The following is a 23510-nucleotide window of genomic DNA, read 5'->3' as shown; positions in this document are numbered from 1 at the left end:
GTATTACCGTGATCGGGTGGATGAAAACGACTGGTCACCGCGTACCCGTGCGGTAGCCGCCGGCCGCCCGCACGGCGACGGCGAACCGCTGAACGTGCCGATCGTCGCGGCGAGCAACTTCGACGGGAACGGCGAACGGGCCTACTCGCGCAACAACGGCACTCAGACCTGGGAGGCGCTGGAGGAGGCGGTCGGCGCGCTGGAAGGCGGCCGGGCCACCGCCTTCGCCTCCGGCATCGCCACCGCCGCCGCCGTGTTCGACCTGCTGCCGGTCGGCGCCGAGGTCGCCGTCCCGCGGTTCAGCTATGCCGGCACCAGAGGGCTGCTGGAGCACGCCGAACGGGCCGGGCGGCTCCGGGTGCGGCGGATCGAGCCGGTGGACACCGATGCCTGGACGGTCGCGGCGGCGCAGGTTCGGCTGCTCTGGCTGGAGTCGCCGACCAACCCGACCCTGGACCTGATCGACATCAAGGCGGTTGCGGCCGCGGCCGCAACCCAGCGGGAGAAGCCGACGGTGGTGGTGGACAACACCTTCGCCACCCCGCTCGGCCAGCAGCCGCTGAACCTCGGTGCGGACGTGGTGGTGCACAGCGCCACCAAGCTGATCGGTGGGCATAGCGACCTGCTGCTCGGGCTGACCGTGACCGCGGACAAGGCGCTGGCAGGCGAGTTGCGGGACGCCCGCGCCCGCAACGGCGCAACTCCGGGGGCGCTGGAGGCGTGGCTGGCCCTGCGCGGGCTGCGCACGCTGCCGGTCCGGCTGGCCGAGCAGTCGCGCACGGCCGCGCTGCTCGCCGAGCGGCTGGCCGGCCATCCGGCGGTGACCAGGGTCCGCTATCCCGGGGACGGGGTGATGGTCGCGTTCGAGCTGGCCGGGGCCGAGCCCGCGGACCGGCTTTGCCGCGGGCTGCGGCTGATCCGGCACGCCACCAGCGTCGGCGGCGTGGAGAGCCTGGTCGAACGCCGGGCCGCGCTGGCCGGTGACGAGCACGTGCCGGCCGGGCTGGTCCGGTTCAGCGTCGGCCTGGAGGACCCGGACGACCTCTGGCGCGACCTCCGGCAGGCGCTCGAAGCCGCTTGACACCGAACACTCAACTCCTGATACTCGAAGTCGAGTATTTGAGTTCGAGGCTCGACGAGGGGTGGTTTCGATGGCGAGACGAGGGCGGGCGAACCCGCTGGCACTCGCCGTGCTCACGCTGGTCTACGAGCGCCCGATGCATCCCTACGAGATGTCCGGCACGCTGCGCGAACGGCACAAGGAAGACAGCATCAAGCTGAACTACGGCTCGCTGTACTCGGTGGTCGAGTCGTTGCGGAAGCGCGGGCTGGTCGAGGCGCAGGAGACCGTCCGCGAGGGGAAGCGGCCGGAACGCACGATCTACCGGATCACCGACGCCGGGGCCACCGAGATGACGGACTGGCTGAGCGACCTGATGGCCCACCCGGCCAAGGAGTTCACCCAGTTCGAGGCCGCGCTGTCGCTGATGCCGATCCTCCCGCCGGACGAGGTGATCCGACTGCTGGAGATCAGGCTGCGAACCCAGGTGCTCAACAAGAAGAAGCACGACGGCCTGCTCGCGCAGGCGCCGGGCCGGTTTCCCCGGCTGTTCCTGATCGAGACCGAGTTCCAGCAGGCACTGCTGGGCGCCGAGATCGAGTTCATCCGCGGCCTGCTCGAGGAACTGCGCTCCGGCGAGTTCCCCGGCCTGCGGGCCTGGCAGCGGCAGCACGACCTGCGTGCCTCCGGGGCGTCCCCGGAGGAGGTGGTCGCGGTGCTGACCGAAGAGTTCAAGGAGGAGATGAGCTGGCTCGACCAGCTCGATTCCGAACACCCGTGAAAAGCGGCCTCTGGCCGCGGTGTTGGCGCACCGCGGCCAGAGGCCATTCGACACACCAGGAGTCGCCGTCCGCGCGGGACTGCTCGCTCGAAGCGCGCCTGCAACCGCAAGGGTAATGCAGAACCAGTGCGCGGCCGGTCGGCTCCTTCATCCAGCACGGAGAAGGGGTACCACCATGTCTGAAAAAGGCGTGTCCGAAAAAGGCGTGTTCGAAACAGGGGCGGCCATCACGGCCGTCAACCTGGTCAAGACCTACGGCAAGGGCGAAAAATCGGTCCGCGCACTGGACGGCCTGAGCTTTTCGGTGCCGTCCGGCTCGGTCTTCGGCCTGCTCGGCCCGAACGGGGCCGGCAAGTCCAGCACGGTCAAGATCCTGACCACCCTGTCGCGTCCGGATACCGGCGAAGCCACCGTCGCCGGGATCGACGTCCGGCGCCATCCAGGCCGGGTGCGCCGGGCGATCGGTTACGTGTCGCAGAAGCCCGCCTTCGACCCGATCGGCACTGGCCGGGAGAACCTGGTGCTGCAGGCCAGGATCCACGGCATGGGCGGCCGGGACGCTCGGGCCCGCGCGGACGAGCTGCTCGAGCGGTTCGGCCTGGCCGGCGCGGCGAACCGGCGGGCCGGCAAGTGGTCCGGCGGGATGCAGCGCAAGCTCGACGTGGCGATGGGGCTGCTGCACCGCCCGCGGGTGCTGTTCCTGGACGAGCCGACCACCGGCCTCGACCCGGAGGCCAGGGCCGACATGTGGGCGGAGATCTCGCGGCTGGCCACCGACGACGGGCTGACCGTGCTGCTCACCACGCATTACCTGGACGAGGCCGACAAGCTCGCTTCGCGGCTGGTGATCGTGGACCGCGGCGCGGTGGTCGCGGCCGGCAGCCCGGACGAGCTGAAGAGCGGGCTGGACGGCGACACCGTGCAGGCCGAGGTCGCCGGCGCGGACCAGCGGGCGCGGGCCTGCCGGGTGCTCGCCGCGGTGCCGGGGGTCCGCCAGGTCCATGCGAACCCTGCGTCCACAGTGGACAGTACGGAAACGGGCACGCTGCGGGCCAGGGTGACCGGTGGCGCGGCGACCCTGCCCGGCCTGCTGGCCGCGCTGGAGGACGCCGGGGTCGAGCTGAAGTCGGTGACCGTGGCCAGGCCGTCGCTGGACGACGTGTACCTGCGCTACGCCGGCCGTTCCTTCGGTGCCGCGGACGTGGCGAAGGAAGAGGTGGCGGCATGACCACGCTCGTCTCGCATTCCGGGCTGCTCACCCTGCGCGCGCTGCGGACGGTGTCGCGGCAGCCGGCGTACCTGCTGTTCACCCTGGTGCAGCCGATGGTCTGGCTGCTGCTGTTCGGCCAGCTGTTCAAGCGGATCGCCGAGCTGCCGGGGTTCGGCGCGGAGTCCTACATCGCATACCTGACCCCCGGCGTGATCGTGATGACCGCGATGATGACGGCCGGCTGGAGCGGCACCTCGTTCATCGAGGACATGGAGCGCGGGGTGATGGACCGCAACCTCACCTCCCCGGTCAGCCGGGCCGCGCTGATCACCGGCTCGGTGCTGTACCAGGCGCTGACCTCGGTGGTGCAGTCGCTGATCGTGTTCGGCGTCGGTCTGCTCTCCGGCGCGCGCTACGAAGGCGGACTGGCCGGGGTGCTGGTCGTGCTGGCGGCGGCGGTGCTGCTTTCGGTCACCTTCGCCGCGCTGTCGAACGCGCTCGCGCTGCTGATGCGCCAGCAGGAGGCGCTGATCGGGATCTCGCAGTTCCTCACCCTGCCGCTGGTCTTCCTGTCCTCGGTGATGATGGCGCCCGCGCTGATGCCGGCCTGGGTGTCCGACGTCGCGCGGTTCAACCCGGTGGACTGGGCCGCGGTGGCCGCCAGGCAGGCGCTCGGCGCGCAGCCGGACTGGTCGGTCGTGCTCGGCCGCGGTGCCCTGCTGCTGGGACTGGCCGTGCTGATGTGCTGGCTGGCCACCCGCGCGTTCCGCTCCTACCAGCGGTCGGCTTGAGGGGTTTGCGATGACCAAAGCACTGATCATCGGGGCGGGTATCGGCGGTCCGGCGGCGGCGATGGCGCTGCGGAAGGTCGGCATCGAATCGACCATCTACGAGGCATACGAAGGCACCGCGCACGACGTCGGCGCGACCATGGGGATGTCCACCAACGGGCTGGACGCGCTGCGGCTGCTCGGCGCGCACGAGGGGATCAAGGCGGCCGGGATCGCCACCCCGCGGTCGGCGATGTGGACCGGTCGCGGCCGGCTGCTGATGGACGACCTGGATGTCACAGCCGACACAGACAGCACGGTGAGCGTGATGATCCGGCGTGCCGACGTGTACGCGGCGCTGCACGAGGAGGTGCTGCGCCGGGAGCTGCCGGTGGCGCACGGCAAGCGGCTGACCGGGCTCACCGAGCACGGCGGCAAGGTGGTCGCGGAGTTCGCGGACGGCGGTTCCGCCAGCGGTGACCTGCTGATCGCCGCGGACGGCATGCGTTCCACGGTGCGCGCGAAGCTCTTCCCGGACGCGCCGAAGCAGCAGTACGTCGGCATTCTCGGCGGCGGCGGTTTCGCGTCCGGCGTCGAGCTGTCCGGCCCGCACGGCACGCCGGGGACCTTCCACATGGTGTTCGGCAAGCGGGCGTTCTTCGGTTATGTCCCGGCCGGGGACGGCGAGGTGTGGTGGTTCGCGAACGTCCGCTGGCCGAAGGGCCCCGGACCGGAGGGCGTCGCACCGTTCCCGCGGGACGGCTGGAAACAGCGGCTGCTGGGGCTGTTCGAGCCGGACATGCCGCTGCTCAACCGGATCATCGAGGCCACCCCGGGGGAGGTCGTGTTCGACCCGATGCACCAGCTGGCCGCGCCACGGCGGTGGTATCGCGGCCGGTCGGTGCTGATCGGCGACGCGGCGCACGTGACGTCGCCGAGCTCCGGACAGGGGGCGTCGCTGGCCATCGAGGACGCCTTGGAGCTGGCGCGCTGCCTGCGCGACCGGCCGGATCCGGTGGCCGCGTTCGCCGCGTTCCAGGGGCTGCGCGAGGAAAGGGTGGCGCGGATCCACCGCGGCGCGCAGCAGGTCAACCGCTCCAAGGCGGCCGGGCCGGTCGGCCGGATGCTGATGCACGCGATGATGCCGGTGGTGCTGAAGTACCTCGCCAAACCGGGCTCGATGGCCTGGATCACCGGCCACCGCATCGACTTCGACGCCCGGGTGTAGCGGTCAGAATCTTGCGGGACACCCGCACCCGATCGATGGGGGCATGCGCAAAAAGCCTCGCATGCCCCCATCTCAGAGCTGGTCGAGGAGGGGGACGAGCTTGGCGCGCTCGGCGGCGGGGACGTACTCCGCGTAGTAGTCGTACAGCGCGCGCCTGCCGAGCCGGCAGGCGCGCGCCCCGTCGCGTTCGCGGACCGCCCGCAGCACCTCCCGGTGGTGCTCCAGCGACGACCGCATCAGCGCGCGCCGGTCTTCGGCGTGCACCAGCTTGTCCTCGATCAGACCTAGCGCCACCTCGCGCACGACTTCGCCGCAGACCACCAGCAACGCGTTCCCGGTGGCGCGGGCGACCGCCTGGTGGAAGGCGTAGTCGGCCCGGCTGAACGCGGCGTAGTCGGTCTTGCCGGCCATTTCGGCCAGCGCCGCCTCCATTTCGGCGAGCTGCGCCTCGGTGCGGAGGCCGGCCGCGAGCAGGTAGGCCGAGCCCTCCAGCAGCATCCGGAACTGCAGCAGCTCGCCGAGGCCGAGGTGATCGGCCATGGCCAGCCGGTGCAGGGACTTGTGCAGCGCGGCCGGGGATGCGGAGAGCACCTCGGGGCCGCGCGGGTCACCTGGCCTGGACCGGATCACCGCACCGGCCTGCAGCACGCGCAGCGCCTCCCGCACGGTGGAGCGGCTGACCTGGAACTGGGCCATCAGGTCGCGTTCGCTGGGCAGCCGTTGTCCCGGGGACAACCGGCCGCTGAGCACGGCCTGCTCGATCTGCTCCACCACGCGCTCGTAGGCGCGCACCTGGGTCACCGGCTCGAACTCCATCGCTCCTCTTGACCGTCGCGTGCTCGGGTGCAACATTGGGCTACTGGTCGGACCAGCATACCGCGCGCAGCGACATCTGGAGGCTCGATGAAGGCTCGGAAAGGCGTGGCCGCACTGGCCGCGCTCGCCGTGCTCGCGGGCTGTTCGGCCGGTTCCAGTGCCACCGTGGCCAAGGACGGCACCTCGCTGGCGGTCGGTTTCGCCGCCGAGCCGCAGAACTTCGACTTCACCAGGACCGATGGCGCGGCGATCCCGCAGGCGCTGCTCTACAACGTCTACGAGGGGCTGGTGAAGCTGGACGCGGACGGCCGGATCGTGCCGCTGCTGGCCGAGTCGTGGACGATCAGCGAAGACCGCCGGGTGTACGACTTCCGGCTCCGGCCCGGCGCGCGGTTCAGCAACGGTGCCCCGTTCACCGCCGAGGACGTGCGGTTCTCGATCAACCGGGTGAAAACCGACTGGACCATCTCGCTCAAGTCCAAAATGGACGTCGTGCAGCGGGTGGACGTGGTGGACCCCGGGCACGCCAGGGTGGTGCTGGCCAAGCCGAGCAACGGCTGGCTGTTCGACATGACCAGCAGGGTGGGCGCGATGTTCAGCCCGACCGGGGTCGCCGACCTGGCCAATGTCGCGGTGGGCACCGGGCCGTACCAGGTGGCGCAGCGGCGGCGCGGCGACTCGATCGTGCTGCGCGCCAACCCCGGCTACTGGGGCCGCGAACCCGCATACCGGACCGTCAACCTGAAGTACATCAAGGATCCGACCGCGCTGAACAACGCCTTGCTGAGCAACGGGATCGACGTGATCTCCACGATCACCGCGCCGGACTCCATCCCGCAGTTCGAAAGCGACACCCGGTTCACCGTGCTGCAGGGCACCACGAACAGCGAAGTGGTGCTTTCGTTCAACGGCGCGCGCGCCCCGCTGAACGACGTCCGGGTGCGCCGCGCGCTGACCATGGCGATCGACCGCAGGGCACTGCTGGACACCGCATGGGCCGGCCGCGGCACCCTGCTCGGCAGCATGGTGCCGCCGACCGACCCCTGGTACGAGGACCTCGCCGCGGCTACCCCGTACGACCCGGCGCGGGCGAGGGCGCTGCTGGCGGAAGCCGGGCAGCGGGACCTTTCGCTGCGGCTGCGCATCCCCAACCTGCCCTACGCGGTGGCGTCCGCGCAGGTGGTCGCGTCCGCGCTGGCCGACGTGGGGGTGCGGGTGAACATCGAGCCGCTGGACTTCCCGGCGGTCTGGCTCAAGCAGGTGTTCACCGAGCACGATTTCGACCTGTCGATCGTGCAGCACGTGGAAGCGCGTGACATCACCACGTTCGGCAAACCCGGCTACTACTGGGGCTACGACAGCCCGCGGGTGCGGGAGCTGCTCGCGGCCGCGGACGCCGGTTCCGAGCAGCAGCAGGTCGCGGACATGCGCGAGGTGGCGAGGACGTTGAACGCCGACGCGGCGGCGGACTGGCTCTTCCTGTTCCCCAACGTGGTGGTGGCGAAGACCAAGGTGACCGGGCTGGTCCGCAACCAGGTCAGCGAGTCCTTCGACCTGACCGGGCTCGGCGCCTCATGAGCAAGTTGCTGCGCCGGACCGCGATCCTGCTGGTGAGCCTGCTGGCCGCGTCGATCATCGTGTTCGCCTTCATGGCGGTGCTGCCCGGCGACCCGGCCCAGGTCGCGCTCGGCGTGAACGCCACCCCGGAGCTGCTTTCCAGGACCAGGGCCGAGTTCGGCCTGGACAGGTCGCTGCTCAGCCAGTACCTGGACTGGATGGGTGGCCTGTTCTCCGGCGACTTCGGCCGCTCGTACGTCACCGGCGAGCCGATCGGCCCGCAGCTGCTGGACCGGCTCGGCGTCACCCTGTGGCTGGTCGGCGCCGGCATGCTGGTCGCGCTGGCGCTGGCGGTCCCGTTCGGCACGATGGCCGCGGTGCGGCACCGGCGGGCCGGTGGTGCGGCGATCTCCGGGCTGTCGCAGCTGGGCATGGCGATTCCCGCGTTCCTGGCCGGGATCCTGCTGGTGCAGGTGTTCGCGGTGCAGCTGCGCTGGCTGCCATCGGGCGGCTGGACCCCGCCGATCCAGGACTTCGGCGAGTTCCTGCGCGGGCTGATCCTGCCCGCGCTGTCGCTCGGCCTGGTGCAGGGCGCGGTGCTGACCCGCTATGTGCGTTCGGCGGTGCTGGACACGCTCGGCCAGGACTACCTGCGCACGGCGAGATCCAAGGGGCTGCGGCCGTATCCGGCGCTGCTGCGGCACGGGCTGCGCAACGCCGCGGTGCCAGTGGTCACCGTGCTCGGGCTGCAGCTGGCCACCCTGCTGGTCGGCGCGGTGGTGGTGGAACGGGTGTTCGTGCTGCCCGGCCTCGGCAGCATGCTGCTGGACTCGGTGGCCGCCCGCGATCTGCGCACGGTGCAGGGCATCGTGCTGGTGCTGGTGGCGGGAGTGTTGCTGGTGAACTTCCTGGTGGACCTGCTCTACCAGGTCATCGACCCGCGGCTGCGAGGTGCGCGATGAGCGGCCTGGCTCGTGAGCGGAAAGTGTTGTCCCGGCAACACTTTTCACTCACGACCGGGGCGGTGCTGGTGGGCCTGGTCGTGCTCGTCGCGCTGGTCTCCTTCCTGTGGACCCCGTACGACCCGCTCAAGGTGGACGCGTCAGCGCGGTTGCTCGGCCCTGGCGGCGAGCACCTGTTCGGCACCGACAAATTCGGCCGGGACGTGGCCAGCCAGCTGATGGTCGGCGCCCGCACCACGCTCTACGTCGGTGTGGTCGCGGTCGGGGTGGCCGCGCTGGTCGGCACCCCGCTGGGCATGCTGGCCGGCATGTCGAAGCGCTGGCTCGGCGAGTTCGTGATGCGGGTCAACGATCTGGTGCTCGCCTTTCCCGCGCTGCTGCTGGCGATCATGTTCGGCGCGGTGTTCGGGGCGAGCACGCTCACCGCGATGGTCGCGATCGGTATCGCCACCGTGCCTTCCTTCGCGCGCATCGCCCGCTCCGGCACGCTTCAGGTGATGAGCACCGAGTACGTGCTCGCGGCGCGTTCGGCCGGCCGGTCCCGGTTCTTCATCGCCCGCCGGCACGTGCTGCCGAACATCTCCGGGCTGGTGATCGTGCAGTCGTCGGTGTCCTTCGCGATCGCGGTGCTCTCCGAAGCAGCGCTCTCCTTTCTCGGTTTCGGCACCAGGCCGCCGACCCCGTCCTGGGGCCGGATGCTGCAGGAGTCCCAGGAACTGCTCACCGTGCAGCCGAGGCTGGCGCTGGTGCCGGGTATCGCCATCGCGATCGCGGTACTCGGCTTCAACCTGCTCGGCGACGGCCTGCGCGACCGCTTCGACCCGCGGCTGGAGGTGCGGCGATGAGCGTGCTCGAAGTGTCGGAGCTGACCGTGCGGTCCGGTCCGGTGGAGCTGGTGCGCGAGATCTCGTTCGGCATCGGGAAAGGGGAACGGGTCGGGCTGATCGGCGAGTCCGGCTCCGGCAAGTCGCTCACCGCGTCCGCGGTGATGGGCCTGCTGCCCGAGGGGCTCTCCGCCGGCGGCTCGATCCGGCTCGGCGGCCGGGAGCTGCTGGAAACGTCCGAAAAGGACTATTCGCGGTTGCGCGGGCGGGCGCTGTCCATGGTGTTCCAGGAGCCGATGACCGCGCTGAACCCGGTGATGCGGGTGGGCAGGCAGGTCGCCGAAGGGATGGTGCTGCACGGCATCAAGGACCGGCGCGCGGCGAAAGCGGCGGCGGTCGAACTGCTCGCCGCGGTCGAGCTGCCGGACCCGGAACAGGCCGCCCGCGCCTACCCGCACCAGCTCTCCGGCGGCCAGCGGCAGCGGGTGATGCTGGCGATCGCGCTGGCCGGCGACCCGGAGCTGCTGATCTGCGACGAGCCGACCACCGCGCTGGATGTCACGGTGCAGGCGCGGATCCTGGAGCTGATCCTGGCCGGCACCGCCGCCCGCGGGTCCGCGCTGTTGTTCATCACGCACGATCTCGCCGTGGTCGCGTCGGTCTGCGATCGGGTGCTGGTGCTGCTGGACGGCCGGATCGTCGAGTCCGGCGACGTGTACGAGGTGCTCAGCGCACCACGGCACGAGTACACCCGGCGGCTGCTGGCGGCGTCCGATCTGGAGGGGTCTCGATGATCGAGGTACGGGATCTCCGGCGTACCTACCGGGGTGGGGTGGAGGCGCTGCGCGGGGTCTCCTTCGACGTTCGGGCAGGGCAGCGGTTCGGCATCGTCGGCGAGTCCGGCTCCGGCAAGTCCACCCTGGTCCGCCTGCTGGCCGGGCTGGACCAGCCGAGCGCGGGCTCGATCTCCTTCCGCGGCAAGCGGATCGACGGGGTGCCGGAACGGCGGCTCGGTTTCCTGCGCGAGGAGCTGCAGATCGTCTTCCAGGACCCGATGGGCTCGCTGGACCCGCGGATGCGGGTGCGCGACATCATCTGCGAGCCGCTCGGCCGGGCCGCCGGGCATGCGGACCGGGTGCGCGAACTGCTGCACGCGGTCGGCCTGCCCGCCGACTCGGGGGAGCGCTATCCGCACCAGTTCTCCGGCGGGCAGCGGCAGCGGATCTCGATCGCGCGGGCGCTGGCGCCGGCGCCGAGCGTGCTGGTCGCGGACGAGCCGGTCAGCGCGCTGGACGTCTCGGTGCGCAAGCAGATCCTGGACCTGCTGGCCGAACTGGTCGAACGGTTCGAGCTGACCATGGTGTTCGTTTCGCACGATCTCGCCGTGGTGCGGCACGTGTGCGACACGGTCGGGGTGATGCGCCGGGGAGAGCTCGTCGAGCTGGGTGACGTAGAGCAGGTGTACCAGCGGCCGGATCATCCGTACACCAGGGAGCTGATCGCGGCCGCGCCGAAGCTGCGCGCCGTGCTGGCGCGCCGGAAGGGAGCGTCGTGACCGCACAGCCGTATCCGCCGGGGTTGCCGATCGGCGCGGACTGGGTGTCCACTGAGGACAGTGCCGTGGTGCGCTTCCCGTACGACGGCAGCGTGGTGGCGGAGGCGCCGGTGGGCTCGCCGGCGCAGGCCCGGCTGGCGGTGGACGAAGCCGTGGCGGTGTCCCGCGCGGTTGCCGAGCTGCCCTCGCGCACGAGGAGAGCGCTGCTCCTGGAGGTGAGCACTGCTCTCGAATCGGAGCGCCGGTCGCTGGAAGAGCTGCTGGTCGCCGAAACCGGCAAGCCGCTGGTGGACTGCCGGGTCGAGGTGGCCAGGACGATCGTCACCTGGCAGGCCGCCGCCGAGGAAGTGTCCCGGCTGCACGGCGAGACGGTTCCGCTGGATCTGCTGCCTTCCGGCGACGGACTGGTCGGCTTCTGGACCCGCCGCCCGATCGGCGTGGTGGTCGGCATCGCCGGGTTCAACTACCCGCTGCTGCTGGCGTCGCACAAGATCGCCCCGGCCATCGCGGCCGGCTGCCCGGTGGTGTGCAAGCCCGCGCCGCAGACCCCGTTGGCCACGCTCTGGCTGGTGCACCTGGTGCGGGAGGCGGCCGCGAAGCTCGGCGCGCCGGCCGCGATGGTCCAGTTGGTCACCGGGGACGCCGAGGTCGGCTCGGCGCTGGTCACCGACGCGCGGGTGGGTGCGGTGTCCTTTACCGGCTCGGCCGCGGTCGGGCGCCGGATCGCTCGCGACGCCGCCCCGCGCAAGACGCTGCTGGAGCTCGGTTCGAACGCGGCGCTGGTGGTCGCCGGGGACGCCGACCTGGACGCCGCCGCGGACGCGGTGCTGCGCGGTGGGTTCTACGCGTCCGGGCAGGCGTGCATTTCGGTGCAGCGGGTGCTGGTGATCGCTCGCGTGGCCGCGGAGTTCACCGCGAAGTTGCTGGCCAGGCTGGGTGAGGTGGTCGTCGGGGATCCGCGCGACGAGCGCACCAGGGTGTCCGCACTGATCGACGAACGCGCCACGGCACGGGCCGCCGCCTGGGTCGACGCCGCGGTCGCGGCCGGGGCGAAGGTGCTCGGCGGCGGTGGCGTGGAGCACGGGATCCTGCGGCCGACCGTGCTCGGCGATGTGCCGGACGGGGTGGACTGCTGGCACGAAGAGATCTTCGCCCCGGTCGTCTGCCTGCGCACGGTGTCCGATGTGGACAGTGCTTTCGAGCAGGTGAACGCGTCAAGGTACGGGCTGCACGCGAGTGTTTTCAGCCGTTCGCTGCACACCGCGTTCCAGGCGCTGGAGCGGCTGGAGGTGGGCGGGGTGGTGATCAACGAGGTGCCCGGGTTCCGCTCGGACACCATGCCCTACGGCGGGGTGAAGGACTCCGGCGTTGGCCGGGAAGGGCCGCGTTTCGCGGTGGAGGAGCTGACCGTGACCAGAATGGCGGTGATCCGGCCGTGAGCGGCTACGCGAACCTGTTCCGGCTGGACGGCAAGCGGGCGGTGGTGCTCGGCGCGGGCAGCGGGATCGGCCGGGAGTCCGCGCTGGCGCTGGCCGCGCACGGCGCGTCCGTGGTCTGCGCGGACCGCGATCTCGACGGCGCCGAACGGACCGCGGCGGCGATCGACGCCGACTCGTACCGGATCGACCTGCTCGACGCCGACGCCGTGCGGCGGGCCGCGGCGGACTTCGGCGAACTGGACATCGTGGTGCTGACCGCGGCGATGAACGTGCGCAAGCGGCTGTTGGACTACCGACGCGATGAGTTCGACCAGGTGGTCGGGCTCAACCTGGGCGCCACGTTCGAGGTGGTACGCGCGTTCGGGGCCGGCATGGTGGCACGCGGCCGGGGCAGCATCATCGGTTTCTCCTCGATCCGCGGAACCACCGTCGAACCGGGGCAGGGCGTGTACGCGGCGACCAAAGCCGGGCTGGTGCAGTTGTTCCGCACCGCCGCCGCGGAGTTCGGGCCGGCCGGGGTGCGGGTGAACGCGATCGCCCCCGGCGTGGTGGAAACCCCGCTCACCGCGCAGATCAAGAGCAATCCCGGCTGGTACCGGGCGTACGCCGAGAAGAGCGCGCTCGGCCGGTGGGCGCGCCCGGAGGAACTCGCCGGCGCGGTGGTCTACCTCGCTTCGGACGCCGCCAGTTTCGTGACCGGGTCGGTGCTGGCGGTGGACGGCGGCTGGACCGCGGTCGACGGCCGCTACGACCCCCCGGCCTCGTGAGTGAAAAGTGTTGTTCCAGCAACGTTTTTCACTCACGACGCCACTCACCGAGGAGCCCCATGACCGAGCTGCCTGACCTTCCTGCAACCGAACTGCTCGCGCGGTACCGGACCGGTGCGGTGTCGCCGGTCGACGTGACCGAGGCCGTGCTGGCCAGGATCGAGTCGTTGGAACCGGTGCTGCACGCGTTGTACGCCTACGACCCGGACGCCGCGCGTGCCGCCGCGAAACAGTCCGAGGCGCGCTGGCTTGCCGGTGAGCCGCTCGGGCCGGTGGACGGCATCCCGTTGACGCTCAAGGAGAACATCGCCACCCAGGGCACCCCGGTGCCGCTCGGCACCGCCGCGACCGAGCTGGTGCCCGCACCGGCGGACGCACCGGCGGCGGCCAGGATCCGGGAGTCCGGTGGCGTGCTGCTGGCCAAGACCACCATGCCCGACTACGGCATGCTCACCTCGGGCCTGTCCAGCTTCCACGAGTCCACCCGGAACCCGTGGGACACCTCGCGCACCCCCGGCGGCTCCAGCGCCGGTGCCGGCGCGGCGGCCGCCGCCGGCTACGGGCCGCTGCACGTCGGCACCGACATCGGTGGCTCGATCCGGCTGCCCGCCGGCTGGTGCGGGCTGGTCGGGCTGAAACCGAGTTTCGGCAGGGTGCCGGTGGATCCGCCGTTCCCCGGCCGGGTGGCGGGCCCGATGACCAGGACCGCCGCGGATGCCGCCCTGCTCATGCGGGTGCTCTCCCGGCCGGACGCGCGCGACCAGCTGTGCCTGCCCTACACCGAGATCCCTTGGCAGGAAATGGATCTCGACCTGGCCGGACTGCGGATCGGGCTGCACACCGACGCGGGCGCCGGACTGCAGGTGGAGCCGGAAGTGCTGGCCGCGGTGACCGAAGCGGCCCGGCTGTTCGAGGCGGCCGGCGCCATCGTGGAACCGGTCGGACCGTTCCTGACCAGGCCGATGCTGGACGGCCTCGACCGCTTCTGGCGGGTCAGGGCCTGCTCCGACCTGGCCGCCCTGCCCGAGCAGCGCCGCCGCCGGGTGCTGCCCTACATCGCGGAATGGGCCGCCACCGGCGCCGAAGTGTCCGGTGTGGACACTTACCGCGGCTTCGCGCAGATGGACGTGATGAGCGTGGCCGCGCTGCGGGCCACCGAGCGCCACGACTTCGTGCTGTCCCCGGTTTGCCCGGTCTCCGCGCCGCCGGCGGACTGGGCCTCCCCGGTGAACGACCCGGCCACGCCCTTCGAGCACATCGCGTTCACCGTGCCCTACAACATGTCCGGCCAGCCCGCGGTGTCGGTGAACTGCGGCTACACCGGCGAAGGCCAGCCGATCGGCCTGCAACTCGCCGGCCGCCGCTTCGACGACCTCGGCGTACTCCGCGCCGCCGCCGCCTTCGAACGCCTCCGCCCCCCACCCCGCCCCTGGCCCACGGTCCGCTAATGCAGCGAAGGCCACCTTCGCTGCGTTGAACGCAGGCAAGGTGGCCTTCGCTGCGAAGCTGGGGTCAGCCGCCGATGGCTTCGGCGAGGGCGAGGATGCGGCGGGCGTTGTCCACGTGCAGGTTCTCGATCATCCGGCCGTCCACGGTGACCACGCCGCGGCCGGCCGCGGTGGCCTCCTCGAAGGCGTCGATGATCTTCCGCGAGCGCTCGATCTCCTCCGCCGAGGGGGCGAACACCCGGTTGCACGGTTCCAGCTGGCCGGGGTGGATCAGCGTTTTGCCGTCGAAGCCGAACTGCCGGCCCTGCAGGCATTCGGCCTCGAAACCTTCGAGGTCCTTCACGTCGTTGTAGACGCCGTCCAGGATCACCTTGCCGGTGGCGCGTGCGGCGAGCAGCGCCAGCGACAACCCGCCGAGCAGCGGCGCGCGGCCCGGCACGAACTCCGCGTGCAGCTCCTTGGCGAGGTCGTTGGTGCCCATCACCAGCACGGTCAGCCGGTCGCTGGCCGCGGCGATCTCCGCCGCGTGCAGCATCGCCACCGGGGTCTCCAGCATCGCCCAGATCCTGGTGTGCTCGGGCGCGCCGCCCAGCTCCAGCGCCCGTTCGATGTTGTGCACCTCGCGGGCCGAGTCGACCTTGGGCACCACCACGGCGGCCGGGCCGGCCTGCGCGGCGGCGCGCAGGTCCGCGTCGTGCCATTCGGTGTCCAGGCCGTTCACCCGGATGGTCAGCTCGCGGTCGCCGTACTCCCCGGCCGCGGCGGCCGCGCAGACCTGCTCCCGCGCGTCGGCCTTGGCGTCCGGTGCGACCGCGTCTTCCAGGTCCAGGATCAGCGCGTCGGCGGGCAGCGTCTTCGCCTTCTCCAGCGCGCGTTCGTTCGCCCCCGGCATGTACAGCACGGACCGTCTCGGCTTCAGTCCCGCCGGCTTACTTTCCGCCGCGGAAGCGGCATCCAACTCAGCCATCGCTGAGTGCCTCCCTTGTCGCTTCGTCGTAGGCTTTCGCCAGTTCCGGGTCGCGTGCGCCGAGCGCGTCGGCCAGCTCGGCGACCACCTTGCACTGCTTGAACGACGCGTCGTCCTGCATCTTCCCGTCGATCATCACCGCTCCGGTGCCGTCACCCATCGCGGCGATGACGCGGCGCGCCCACGCCACGTCGGACGGCTCCGGCGAGAACACCTTCTTCGCGATGTCGATCTGCACGGGATGCAGGCTCCACGCGCCGACACAACCGAGCAGGAAGGCGTTCCGGAACTGGTCTTCGCAGGCCACCGTGTCCCGGATGTCCCCGAACGGACCGTAGTAGGGCAGGATGCCGTTCGCCGCGCAGGCGTCCACCATTCGCGCGACCGTGTAGTGCCAGAGGTCCTGCTGGTAGGTGGTGCGCCCGGTGGTGATGTCCTCGCCTTCCGGGTCGGTGCGCACCAGGTAGCCGGGGTGGCCGCCGCCGACGCGGGTGGTCTTCATCCGCCGGCTCGCGGCGAGGTCCGCCGGGCCCAGCGAGATGCCCTGCATCCGGGGGCTGGCGCCGGCGATCTCCTCCACGTTTGCCACGCCGCTCGCGGTCTCCAGGATCGCGTGCACGAGCAGCGGCCGCCGCAGCCCGGCGCGCGCCTCCAACTGGGCCAGCAGCCGGTCGACGTAGTGGATGTCCTGCGCGCCCTCCACCTTCGGCACCATGATCACGTCGAGCTTGTCGCCGATCTCGGTGACCAGGGTGATCAGGTCGTCCAGCGCCCACGGCGAGTCCAGGCTGTTGATCCTGGTCCAGAGCTGGGTCTGGCCGAAGTCGTTCGCCTTGGCGACCTCCACCAGGCCGTCGCGGGCGGCCTCCTTGCGGTCCGCGCGGACCGCGTCCTCCAGGTTGCCGAGCAGGACGTCGACCTTCTTCGCGATGTCCGGCGCCTTGGCCACCATCTTCTCGTTGCTGGGATCGAAGAAGTGGATCATCCTCGACGGCAGCGCGGGAATCTGGCGGACGGGCTCGGGCGCACCGACAGCCAGTGGCGCGAAGAAGTCCTTCGGCGAGCGCATCGATCCTCCAACTCAGCGGTTGCTTAACTCGTCGGTAACCCTAACCGTCACCGGGTGGGAACCGCTGCGGCGCAGCTCACCTCCCAGTCACGCGAAAGTGGGAGGCAACCGTGGACGACTGGTCTCTACCCGGATTCACCGAGCTGCAACCGCTGGGCAGCGGCACCTTCGGTCGGGTGGTGCTGGCCAGGCACGAGCACTCCGGCACCGTGGTCGCGATCAAGTACCTGTTCGCGCGCTACCTCGCGGACCCGGTGCAGCTGGCCTCGTTCCGGCGCGAAGCGCGGCTGCTGCACCAGCTGAGCAGCCCGCACATCGCCCGCCTCTACGAGTTCGTCGAGCAGGCCGAGGGCGCCGCCATCGTGATGGAGGCCGTGCCGGGGGTGTCGCTGCGCGAGCTGCTGCTGGCGGACGGCACGCTGACCCCGGAGTCCGCGCTGGCCGTGCTGAAGGGTTCGCTGCTCGGGCTGGCCGGCGCGCACGCCGCGGGCACCGTGCACCGCGACTACAAGCCGGACAACGTGCTGATCGGCCCGGACCGGCAGAGCAAGCTGGTCGACTTCGGGATCGCCGTGCTGGCCGGTGAGGCGGGGCTGCCGGTGGGCACCCCGGCCTACATGGCGCCCGAGCAGTGGCAGGGCGGCCCGGCCACGCCGGCCACCGACGTCTATGCCGCGACCTGCGTGTTCTTCCAGTGCGTCACCGGCCGCAGGCCGTACGTCGCGGACGACACCCAGGCGTTGCGGCGGCTGCACGAGCACGCGCCGGTCCCGCTCACCGAAGCGCCCGAGCCGGTGCGCGAGCTGGTCGCCCGCGGGATGGCGAAGTCGGTGGCGGGGCGGCCGTCCGGCGCGGCCGAGCTGATCGCCGAGCTGGAACGGACCGCCGTCGCCGGTTACGGCGCGGACTGGGAGGAGCGCGGCCGGTCCAGGCTCGCGCAGCGGGCCGCGGCACTGTTCGCGCTTTCGCCACTGGCCGCGCTCGGCGCCGTCGGTACCGCGGCCGCGCCCGGTGCGGCCACCGTGGCGGCCGCGCACGGCGGCGGAGTCGCGGCCGGGGTCGGGGCCGGTGGCATCGCGGCCGGCGGCAAGATCGCCGCGATCGTGGCGAGTGTGGTCGCGGCAGTAGCGGTCAGCGCGATCGTGGTGGTGGTCAACGAAAACGACGACACCCCACCGCAGGCCGCGCCGCCGGTGGTGGCGCAGGACGCGTTGCAGGTCGGCCTGGCGAACCGGGTCGAACGGTTCACCGGCCCCGGTTTCCAGGTGGACGCGCAGTACGTGCGGGTCTCCGGCCTAACCGACCAGGCGCGCGCCGACCGGATCAACGCCGAGCTGATGGCGCCGATCGACGCCAGGATCGAAGCGGTGCGCAAGGCGCTGGTCAGCTACGGGGAGGACCGGCCAGGCACCAGGACCACCACCAAGGCCGAGGTGCTGCTGGCCGGTCCGAAGCTGATTTCTGTGCGGTACAAGCACGGCACCGAGGGCGAGGTGCTCGGGCACTCGACCTGGTTCAGCACCGAGACCCGCACGGTGGACGCGGTGAGCGGCAGGCTGCTGGGCCCGGAGGAGGTCTTCCGGCCGGAGATCCGCACCGCGGACGGGATGAAGGTGCTGGTGGAACGGCTGCGGGCGAGCTCGCCGGACGGGTTCTGCGGCGAGCAGGACCGGGTGCGTTATCCGCTCGATCCGGGGTTGCTGAAGTACCAGTACGGCGACACGCCGATCTCGATCGCGTTCGGCCGTGAGGCCGCCGAGTTCGCGGTCTTCCTGCCGAGCCTCGGCTTGTACGACAACGCCTGCGGTGAGCAGAACTACCGGCTGGACTACCCGCAGTTGACCGATCTCCTCAGCCCGGACTTCGCCGCGCTGCTCGTCCCATCGTGAGAACGACCGGATGCCGTAACGGTATTGGGCCATTCGGAGTAGGTACCGGTTAGCTCACAGCGGTTGAGTGCCCGAGCCGTTGGTAACCGCCTGGTCACGGCCGTTCAGCGGGCTCTCACTCGTCTGGCGGCAGGGTCGGACCGAAGTGCGGTGACCGCCCGTCGACCGGTCACCGACCGTTGGGCGCCGTCGATCGCAGGCCGAAGGGTTACCCGGCGACTCGGGAGGACCCCACCTGGTACTCAAGTCATGTGCCTCTTTTCACGAGGCACGATCTCCGGCGGCGCGAAAGATGGAGGCGGACTCGTGGCGGCAACACCAGGGCACATCGGGCAGGTAACGGCTACCGGTAGCCGATCGTTCCCGACCCGCGTCGTCCCGCGCGTCGAACTTCCCGCGAGTACCTCGGAACTGGCCGCCGAAGCGGCCGCCCAGCTGGGCTGGGACGGCGTGGTGCTGCCCGAGGTGACCATCCTCGGCCGCAAGGTCTGCGTGGTCGCCCGCCTGCGCACCGACGTGCACGCCGAGCGGATCGCGATGGGCGTCGGCCCGGTGGCCGACCGGGCGATCGTGGCCACCTGGACCTGGCCCGAGTTCGCCGGCACCGCACCCGCGCCGGCCGCGGAGATCGTCGGCGTGCTGGTGGTCGCCCGCCACTGGCGTACCGCGATGGCCTCCGCGGTGCCGTTCGCCCGCTACGGCGAGGCGGCCATGGTGCTGCCGGCGTCCACCGTGCTGACTCAGGACTACGTGGACAACTGCCTGCCGCGCGCCCGCACCTACGGCATGGCCGTGGTCACCGCGGATGAGGACGCCAACGTCGAGCCGGACCTGAACGGCCGCACCGAGCGGCTGCTGCTGGACGAGGACGCGGTTTCCCGCTGGGTGAACGAGATGGTCTACGAGCAGCTGCTCGCCTCCTACGACCTGCCGGTCGGCGTGGACTGACGAACGCGCCTACGGTTGGTCCCATGCGAGTTGTGATTGCTGGCGGACACGGCAAGATCGCGCTGCTTCTGGAGCGGGAGCTCGCGGCGCGCGGTGACCAGGCGGTCGGGATCATCCGCGATCCCGGGCAGTCCGGCGACCTGCGTGCCGTCAGCGCCGAGCCGGCCGTGCTGGACCTGGAAAATTCCGATGTGGACAGTGTCGCCGGAGTGCTGGCCGGTGCCGATGCCGCGGTTTTCGCGGCGGGCGCCGGGCCGGGCAGCGGCAGCGCCCGCAAGGACACAGTGGACCGTGGGGCGGCCGCGCTGTTCGCGGACGCGGCCATCGCCGCCGGGGTCCGCCGGCACCTCCAGGTCAGCGCGATGGGCCTGGACCGCGCCGAAGACCCGGGGATGGACGAGGTGTTCGCCATCTACCTGAAGGCGAAGAAGGCCGCCGAAGACGATCTGCGGGCGCGCGACCTGGACTGGACGATCCTGCGGCCTGGGCGGCTCACCGACGAGCCCGGCACCGGGCAGGTGCACCTCGCGGACTCGGTGGAAGCCGGCGAGGTGAGCCGGGCGGATGTGGCCGCCGTGCTGGTCGCGCTGCTCGACGAGCCCCGCACGGTACGTCGGACCCTGGAGCTGGTCGGCGGCCACACCCCGGTCGACGAGTCACTCGAGCGGCTCTGACCGGCGCCGGTCACCACGGCCGAGCACCCGGTCGACGTAGGCGTTGGAGAACACGCCGGCCGGGTCGACTTCGCGGCGTACGCGCACGAAGTCGTCGAAACGCGGGTAGCGCTCCCGCAGCACCGAAGCGTCCAGCTCGTGCATCTTTCCCCAGTGCGGCCGCCCGCCGACCTGCCCGGCGATATCCGCGAAAGCAGCGAAGTACTCGCGGTAGGGCATGCCGAGGAACTGGTGGATCGCGATGTACGCGGAGTCGCGGCCATAGGCGGTGGACAGCCAGATGTCGTCCGCCGCGGCCACCCGCACCTCGACCGGGAAGGTCACCGGGTTCTCCAGCTTCGGCACCAGCGCGCGCAACTCGGCCAGCACATCGTGCACCGACTCGCGGGGGACCGCGAACTCCGACTCGACGAACCGGACCGCGCGGTGCGTGACGAAAACCCGGTGTGAGACGTCGCTGTACTCCCGCGCGGAGAGCAGCGAGGAGGAAAGCCTGCCCAGCGGGCGGACCAGTTTGGGCATGGTCCGGCCGAGTCGGCACAGCGCGCCGAACGCGAAGTTTTCGGTGATCTCGTAGTCGATGAACTGGCGTGCCCTGCCGAGCGGCTCGGGCTCGGTGCCGGCGGGCTGCCGGTTGTTCCGCTTCACCAGCGCGTTCCGGCCGTAGGGGAACCAGTAGAACTCGAAGTGGTCGTTCTCTTCGGCGGACTGGTCGAACCCTTCGAGGACCTCTTCGAGCGGCTCGGGCCTTTCCTGCGCGGAGAGCACAAAGGACGGTTCGCAGCGCAGGGTCACCGTCGAGATGACGCCGAGCGCGCCGAGGCCGACCCTGGCCGCGTCGAACAGCTCCGGCCGCCGGGTGGCCGAGCAGCTGACCACCGTGCCGTCCGCGAGCACCAGCTCCAGTTCGGCGATCTGAGTGGCCAGCCCGCCGAGCCGGGCACCGGTGCCGTGGGTGCCGGTGGAAACGGCGCCGGCCACGGTCTGCGCGTCGATGTCGCCGAGGTTGGTCATGGCCAGCCCGAGCGCGCCGAGGTCGGCGTTGAGTTGGCGCAAGGTGGTGCCGGAGCGCACCGTGACCAGCCCGGCCTGGACGTCCGCCGATGCGATCCCGGTCCACTGGCCGAGGTCGACCGCGTCCGAGTCGGTCATCGCGACGCCGGTGAAGGAGTGGCCGCTGCCCCGTGCGCGCACGCGCCTGCCTTCGATGGCCGCACCGGCGACCACCTCGGCGATCTCGGCCGCGCTGCGCGGGGTGTGCACGCGCTGCGGGGTCGCGGTCTCGGTGCCGGCCCAGTTGGTCCACCGTGTCATGACGCGCCTGTTCGTCCGGGGGTGTGAGTGCTGCGACGATAAGTGAATAGTATTCGCGTTTCAAGCGTTCTTGTCGTACCGTAATGCGGGTGAGCAGTGTGAGTGCGGTGGCCTACGACCTGGCGACGAAGGATCTCGATCCGCCGCTCGCCATTGTCGACCTCGATGCGTTCGACGCCAACGCCGACGACCTCCTCCGGCGGGCGGCTGGCCGGCCGCTGCGCCTGGTCAGCAAGTCGGTCCGCTGCCGCTACCTGCTCGAACGCGCGCTGGCGAGGCCGGGCTTCACCGGGCTGATGTGCTACTCGCTCGCCGAGGCGGTCTGGCTGGCGAAGCTGGGCACCGCCGATGACATCGTGGTCGCCTATCCGACCGCCGACCACGGGGCGCTGCGTGCGCTGGCCGCCGACGAGCGGGCCCGCGGCGCGGTGACCATCATGATCGACTCGCCCGAGCACCTGGACCTGGTGGACGCCGCGCTCGGTGACGGTCACCCGGAGATCCGGGTCTGCCTGGAGCTCGACGCGTCCTGGCGGCCGGTGCCCGGGGTGCATGTCGGCACCCGCCGCTCGCCGGTGTTCACCCCGCGCGAGTCCGCCGAGATGGCCAAAAAGGTATTGGCGCGTAAGGGTTTCCGGCTGGTCGGCATGATGGCCTACGAGGGTCAGATCGCCGGTCTGCAGGATGTCGCCGGCAGTTCTCCGCGCAACGCGGTGGTGCGCTGGATGCAGCGGCGTTCGGCGGCCGAGCTGGTCCAGCGCCGTTCGGCCGCGGTGGCCGCGGTCCGTGCGCTCACCGAGCTGGAGTTCGTCAACGGTGGCGGCACCGGCAGCGTGGAGAGCACCGGCGCGGACCCGTCGGTCACCGAGATCGCGGCCGGCTCCGGCCTGATCGGCCCGACGGTCTTCGACGGCTATTCGCGGTTCCGGCCGCGTCCCGCGGTGCTGTTCGCGCTGCCCGTCGTACGCCGTCCTTCGCGCGGGATCGCGACCCTGTTCTCCGGTGGCTATATCGCCTCTGGTCCGGCTGGTGCCTCGCGGCTTCCGTCGCCGTACCTGCCCGAGGGGCTCACCCTGCTCGGGATGGAAGGCGCCGGTGAGGTGCAGACCCCGGTGACCGGCAAGGCCGCCCGCGCCCTCCGGCTCGGTGACCGTGTGTGGCTGCGGCACGCCAAGGCCGGCGAGCTCGCCGAGCGCTTCACCGACTACCACGTGCTCGCCGGCGACCGGGTCGACCGCACCGTGCCCACCTATCGGGGTGAGGGCAAAAGCTTCGGCTGACCCTCCGATTTGACTTCCCGGCACAGCCCGTCCGGCACGTCCGCCGCCGCGAACCACAACACCTGGCACCCCACGTCCCCCGCCGCCGCAAAATAGCCGGCTCGCCCCTTTCGCCCCCCAGCCAGACCCCCACCCATCCCGGGGGGCGACCCCGCTCCATCGTACCGCCGGGCTAACCCGATTAAGCTAAATACTGGCGAGTTATCCACAGGTTTGGGCGACTGTGGACAAACCGGGGACTACTACTCGCCGAGCCTGCTGGCCAGGTAACCCTTGATGAGATGCTTGGTTTCGGCGACCACTTCCGGGTCGCCTTGTGGAGAACGTCGGAAGGCGAGATTGAGCAGTGCGTCGGCCGCTTCGACGGCGATCGAGACCGGCAGGGCGAGCTGCTCGGCGGGCAGGTTGAGCTTGCCGGTGAGCAGGCCGGCCAGCGAGTCGGCGACGACCAGATTGTTGTCCCGGCGATCGTCGAGCAGCCGCAGATCCACCACGTCCCCGAAGTGCACCTTGGAGAACCCCGGCACATCGCGGTGCATGACCAGATAGATGTCCAGCAGCGAGTCCACCACGTCCCACCAGTGCGAATGATCCACACTGCCCAGCCGCTCGTTCACCGCGGCCAGGAAACGCTCCAGATTACGCTGGGTGAGGGCCTGCACGACGGCGCGTTTGTCCGGGAAGAACTGGTAGAGCGAGCCGACCGCCACACCGGCCTTCTTGGCGATGAGCGTGGTGGTCAGCGCGTCGTAGCCGATCTCGTCGATCAGCTGCGCGCTCGCGTCCAGCATCTGCTCCACGCGTTTCGCGCTGCGTTGCTGGACGGGTTGCCGGCGAAGCGGAGTCGCCTCGGCGGCGGCCGTTTTCGCGGCTGGGGTGTCGGACACGTCGTGCTCCTCCTGTGCTGATCAGGGACTTTATCGTGTCGGCGCACTTCCCCCCGGACGAGGGA

At 71.0% G+C, this 23510-nt stretch carries 22 protein-coding genes; 17 read left to right on the top strand and 5 right to left on the bottom strand.

What is annotated here, in order from left to right; translation table 11 throughout:
- The first annotated feature begins 16 nt into the window (after positions 1–16).
- The 5 genes from AMYNI_RS0116000 to AMYNI_RS0115980 all read left to right on the top strand — a co-directional run bounded on the left by AMYNI_RS0116000 (position 17) and on the right by AMYNI_RS0115980 (position 5049).
- A complete protein-coding gene (locus AMYNI_RS0116000) occupies positions 17–1081 on the top strand; it encodes a trans-sulfuration enzyme family protein (RefSeq protein ID WP_020669032.1) in 1065 nt (354 codons plus the stop codon).
- A gap of 70 nt (positions 1082–1151) precedes the next feature.
- A complete protein-coding gene (locus tag AMYNI_RS0115995; RefSeq protein WP_020669031.1) occupies positions 1152–1841 on the top strand; it encodes a PadR family transcriptional regulator in 690 nt (229 codons plus the stop codon).
- Positions 1842–2016: 175 nt separating this feature from the next.
- Entirely contained in the window at positions 2017–3069 is a 1053-nt protein-coding gene (locus tag AMYNI_RS0115990; protein WP_051116330.1) for an ABC transporter ATP-binding protein, read from the top strand.
- Positions 3066–3842 carry an ABC transporter permease gene (locus AMYNI_RS0115985; RefSeq protein WP_020669029.1) on the top strand — a complete coding sequence of 259 codons (777 nt, stop codon included), beginning with the start codon at positions 3066–3068 and terminating at the stop codon, positions 3840–3842. Before AMYNI_RS0115990 ends, AMYNI_RS0115985 begins: the two co-directional genes overlap by 4 nt.
- A 10-nt stretch (positions 3843–3852) precedes the next feature.
- Positions 3853–5049 carry an FAD-dependent oxidoreductase gene (locus tag AMYNI_RS0115980; protein ID WP_020669028.1) on the top strand — a complete coding sequence of 399 codons (1197 nt, stop codon included), beginning with the start codon at positions 3853–3855 and terminating at the stop codon, positions 5047–5049.
- Positions 5050–5121: 72 nt separating this feature from the next.
- On the opposite strand, the gene AMYNI_RS0115975 is transcribed toward AMYNI_RS0115980, so the two are convergent.
- Positions 5122–5865: a FadR/GntR family transcriptional regulator gene (locus tag AMYNI_RS0115975; protein ID WP_020669027.1), complete on the bottom strand. Its 744-nt coding sequence runs from the start codon at positions 5863–5865 to the stop codon at positions 5122–5124.
- 87 nt (positions 5866–5952) lie between these two features.
- On the opposite strand from AMYNI_RS0115975, the gene AMYNI_RS0115970 reads away from it, so the two are divergent.
- The 8 genes from AMYNI_RS0115970 to AMYNI_RS0115935 are packed head-to-tail and all read left to right on the top strand — an operon-like array spanning position 5953 to position 14417.
- A complete protein-coding gene (locus AMYNI_RS0115970; protein WP_020669026.1) occupies positions 5953–7443 on the top strand; it encodes an ABC transporter substrate-binding protein in 1491 nt (496 codons plus the stop codon).
- Positions 7440–8384: an ABC transporter permease gene (locus tag AMYNI_RS0115965; RefSeq protein WP_020669025.1), complete on the top strand. Its 945-nt coding sequence runs from the start codon at positions 7440–7442 to the stop codon at positions 8382–8384. The genes AMYNI_RS0115970 and AMYNI_RS0115965 overlap by 4 nt, the downstream gene beginning before the upstream one ends.
- Entirely contained in the window at positions 8381–9229 is an 849-nt protein-coding gene (locus AMYNI_RS0115960; RefSeq protein ID WP_051116329.1) for an ABC transporter permease, read from the top strand. The genes AMYNI_RS0115965 and AMYNI_RS0115960 overlap by 4 nt, the downstream gene beginning before the upstream one ends.
- Positions 9226–10002 carry an ABC transporter ATP-binding protein gene (locus tag AMYNI_RS0115955; RefSeq protein ID WP_020669023.1) on the top strand — a complete coding sequence of 259 codons (777 nt, stop codon included), beginning with the start codon at positions 9226–9228 and terminating at the stop codon, positions 10000–10002. The genes AMYNI_RS0115960 and AMYNI_RS0115955 overlap by 4 nt, the downstream gene beginning before the upstream one ends.
- Positions 9999–10763 (top strand): ABC transporter ATP-binding protein, encoded by a 765-nt coding sequence (locus tag AMYNI_RS0115950; RefSeq protein WP_020669022.1) that lies wholly within the window; start codon positions 9999–10001, stop codon positions 10761–10763. Before AMYNI_RS0115955 ends, AMYNI_RS0115950 begins: the two co-directional genes overlap by 4 nt.
- Positions 10760–12202, top strand: coding sequence for an aldehyde dehydrogenase family protein (locus tag AMYNI_RS0115945; protein ID WP_020669021.1), 1443 nt, complete (start codon positions 10760–10762; stop codon positions 12200–12202). The genes AMYNI_RS0115950 and AMYNI_RS0115945 overlap by 4 nt, the downstream gene beginning before the upstream one ends.
- Positions 12199–12969 (top strand): SDR family NAD(P)-dependent oxidoreductase, encoded by a 771-nt coding sequence (locus tag AMYNI_RS0115940; RefSeq protein WP_020669020.1) that lies wholly within the window; start codon positions 12199–12201, stop codon positions 12967–12969. The genes AMYNI_RS0115945 and AMYNI_RS0115940 overlap by 4 nt, the downstream gene beginning before the upstream one ends.
- Before the next feature lie 59 nt (positions 12970–13028).
- Positions 13029–14417, top strand: coding sequence for an amidase (locus tag AMYNI_RS0115935; RefSeq protein WP_020669019.1), 1389 nt, complete (start codon positions 13029–13031; stop codon positions 14415–14417).
- A 64-nt stretch (positions 14418–14481) separates the two neighbouring features.
- Here AMYNI_RS0115935 and AMYNI_RS0115930 read toward each other — a convergent pair whose 3' ends face one another.
- Positions 14482–15336: an HpcH/HpaI aldolase/citrate lyase family protein gene (locus AMYNI_RS0115930; protein ID WP_026360508.1), complete on the bottom strand. Its 855-nt coding sequence runs from the start codon at positions 15334–15336 to the stop codon at positions 14482–14484.
- Between the two features lie 40 nt (positions 15337–15376).
- Positions 15377–16453, bottom strand: coding sequence for an HpcH/HpaI aldolase/citrate lyase family protein (locus AMYNI_RS0115925; protein WP_020669017.1), 1077 nt, complete (start codon positions 16451–16453; stop codon positions 15377–15379).
- A gap of 110 nt (positions 16454–16563) precedes the next feature.
- Here AMYNI_RS0115925 and AMYNI_RS47250 point away from each other — a divergent pair, with 110 nt between their 5' ends.
- The 3 genes from AMYNI_RS47250 to AMYNI_RS0115910 all read left to right on the top strand — a co-directional run bounded on the left by AMYNI_RS47250 (position 16564) and on the right by AMYNI_RS0115910 (position 19964).
- Entirely contained in the window at positions 16564–18342 is a 1779-nt protein-coding gene (locus tag AMYNI_RS47250; protein ID WP_051116328.1) for a serine/threonine-protein kinase, read from the top strand.
- Positions 18343–18648: 306 nt separating this feature from the next.
- Positions 18649–19290 (top strand): hypothetical protein, encoded by a 642-nt coding sequence (locus AMYNI_RS0115915; protein ID WP_026360507.1) that lies wholly within the window; start codon positions 18649–18651, stop codon positions 19288–19290.
- Positions 19291–19313: 23 nt separating this feature from the next.
- Positions 19314–19964: an NAD(P)H-binding protein gene (locus tag AMYNI_RS0115910; RefSeq protein ID WP_026360506.1), complete on the top strand. Its 651-nt coding sequence runs from the start codon at positions 19314–19316 to the stop codon at positions 19962–19964.
- On the opposite strand, the gene AMYNI_RS0115905 is transcribed toward AMYNI_RS0115910, so the two are convergent.
- Positions 19947–21278: a D-arabinono-1,4-lactone oxidase gene (locus tag AMYNI_RS0115905; RefSeq protein WP_020669014.1), complete on the bottom strand. Its 1332-nt coding sequence runs from the start codon at positions 21276–21278 to the stop codon at positions 19947–19949. The genes AMYNI_RS0115910 and AMYNI_RS0115905 overlap by 18 nt on opposite strands.
- Positions 21279–21361: 83 nt before the next feature.
- Here AMYNI_RS0115905 and AMYNI_RS0115900 point away from each other — a divergent pair, with 83 nt between their 5' ends.
- A complete protein-coding gene (locus tag AMYNI_RS0115900; RefSeq protein ID WP_020669013.1) occupies positions 21362–22558 on the top strand; it encodes an amino acid deaminase/aldolase in 1197 nt (398 codons plus the stop codon).
- Positions 22559–22800: 242 nt separating this feature from the next.
- Here AMYNI_RS0115900 and AMYNI_RS0115895 read toward each other — a convergent pair whose 3' ends face one another.
- The gene (locus tag AMYNI_RS0115895; protein WP_020669012.1) at positions 22801–23445 is read right to left on the bottom strand and encodes a TetR/AcrR family transcriptional regulator; all 645 of its coding nucleotides are present in this window, start codon (positions 23443–23445) and stop codon (positions 22801–22803) included.
- Positions 23446–23510: the final 65 nt, after the last annotated feature.

Origin of the sequence: Amycolatopsis nigrescens CSC17Ta-90 (genome assembly GCF_000384315.1) — a bacterium.
In the GTDB taxonomy this organism is placed as follows: Bacteria; Actinomycetota; Actinomycetes; order Mycobacteriales; family Pseudonocardiaceae; genus Amycolatopsis; species Amycolatopsis nigrescens.
This window is presented reverse-complemented; position numbering and strand designations above follow the sequence as displayed.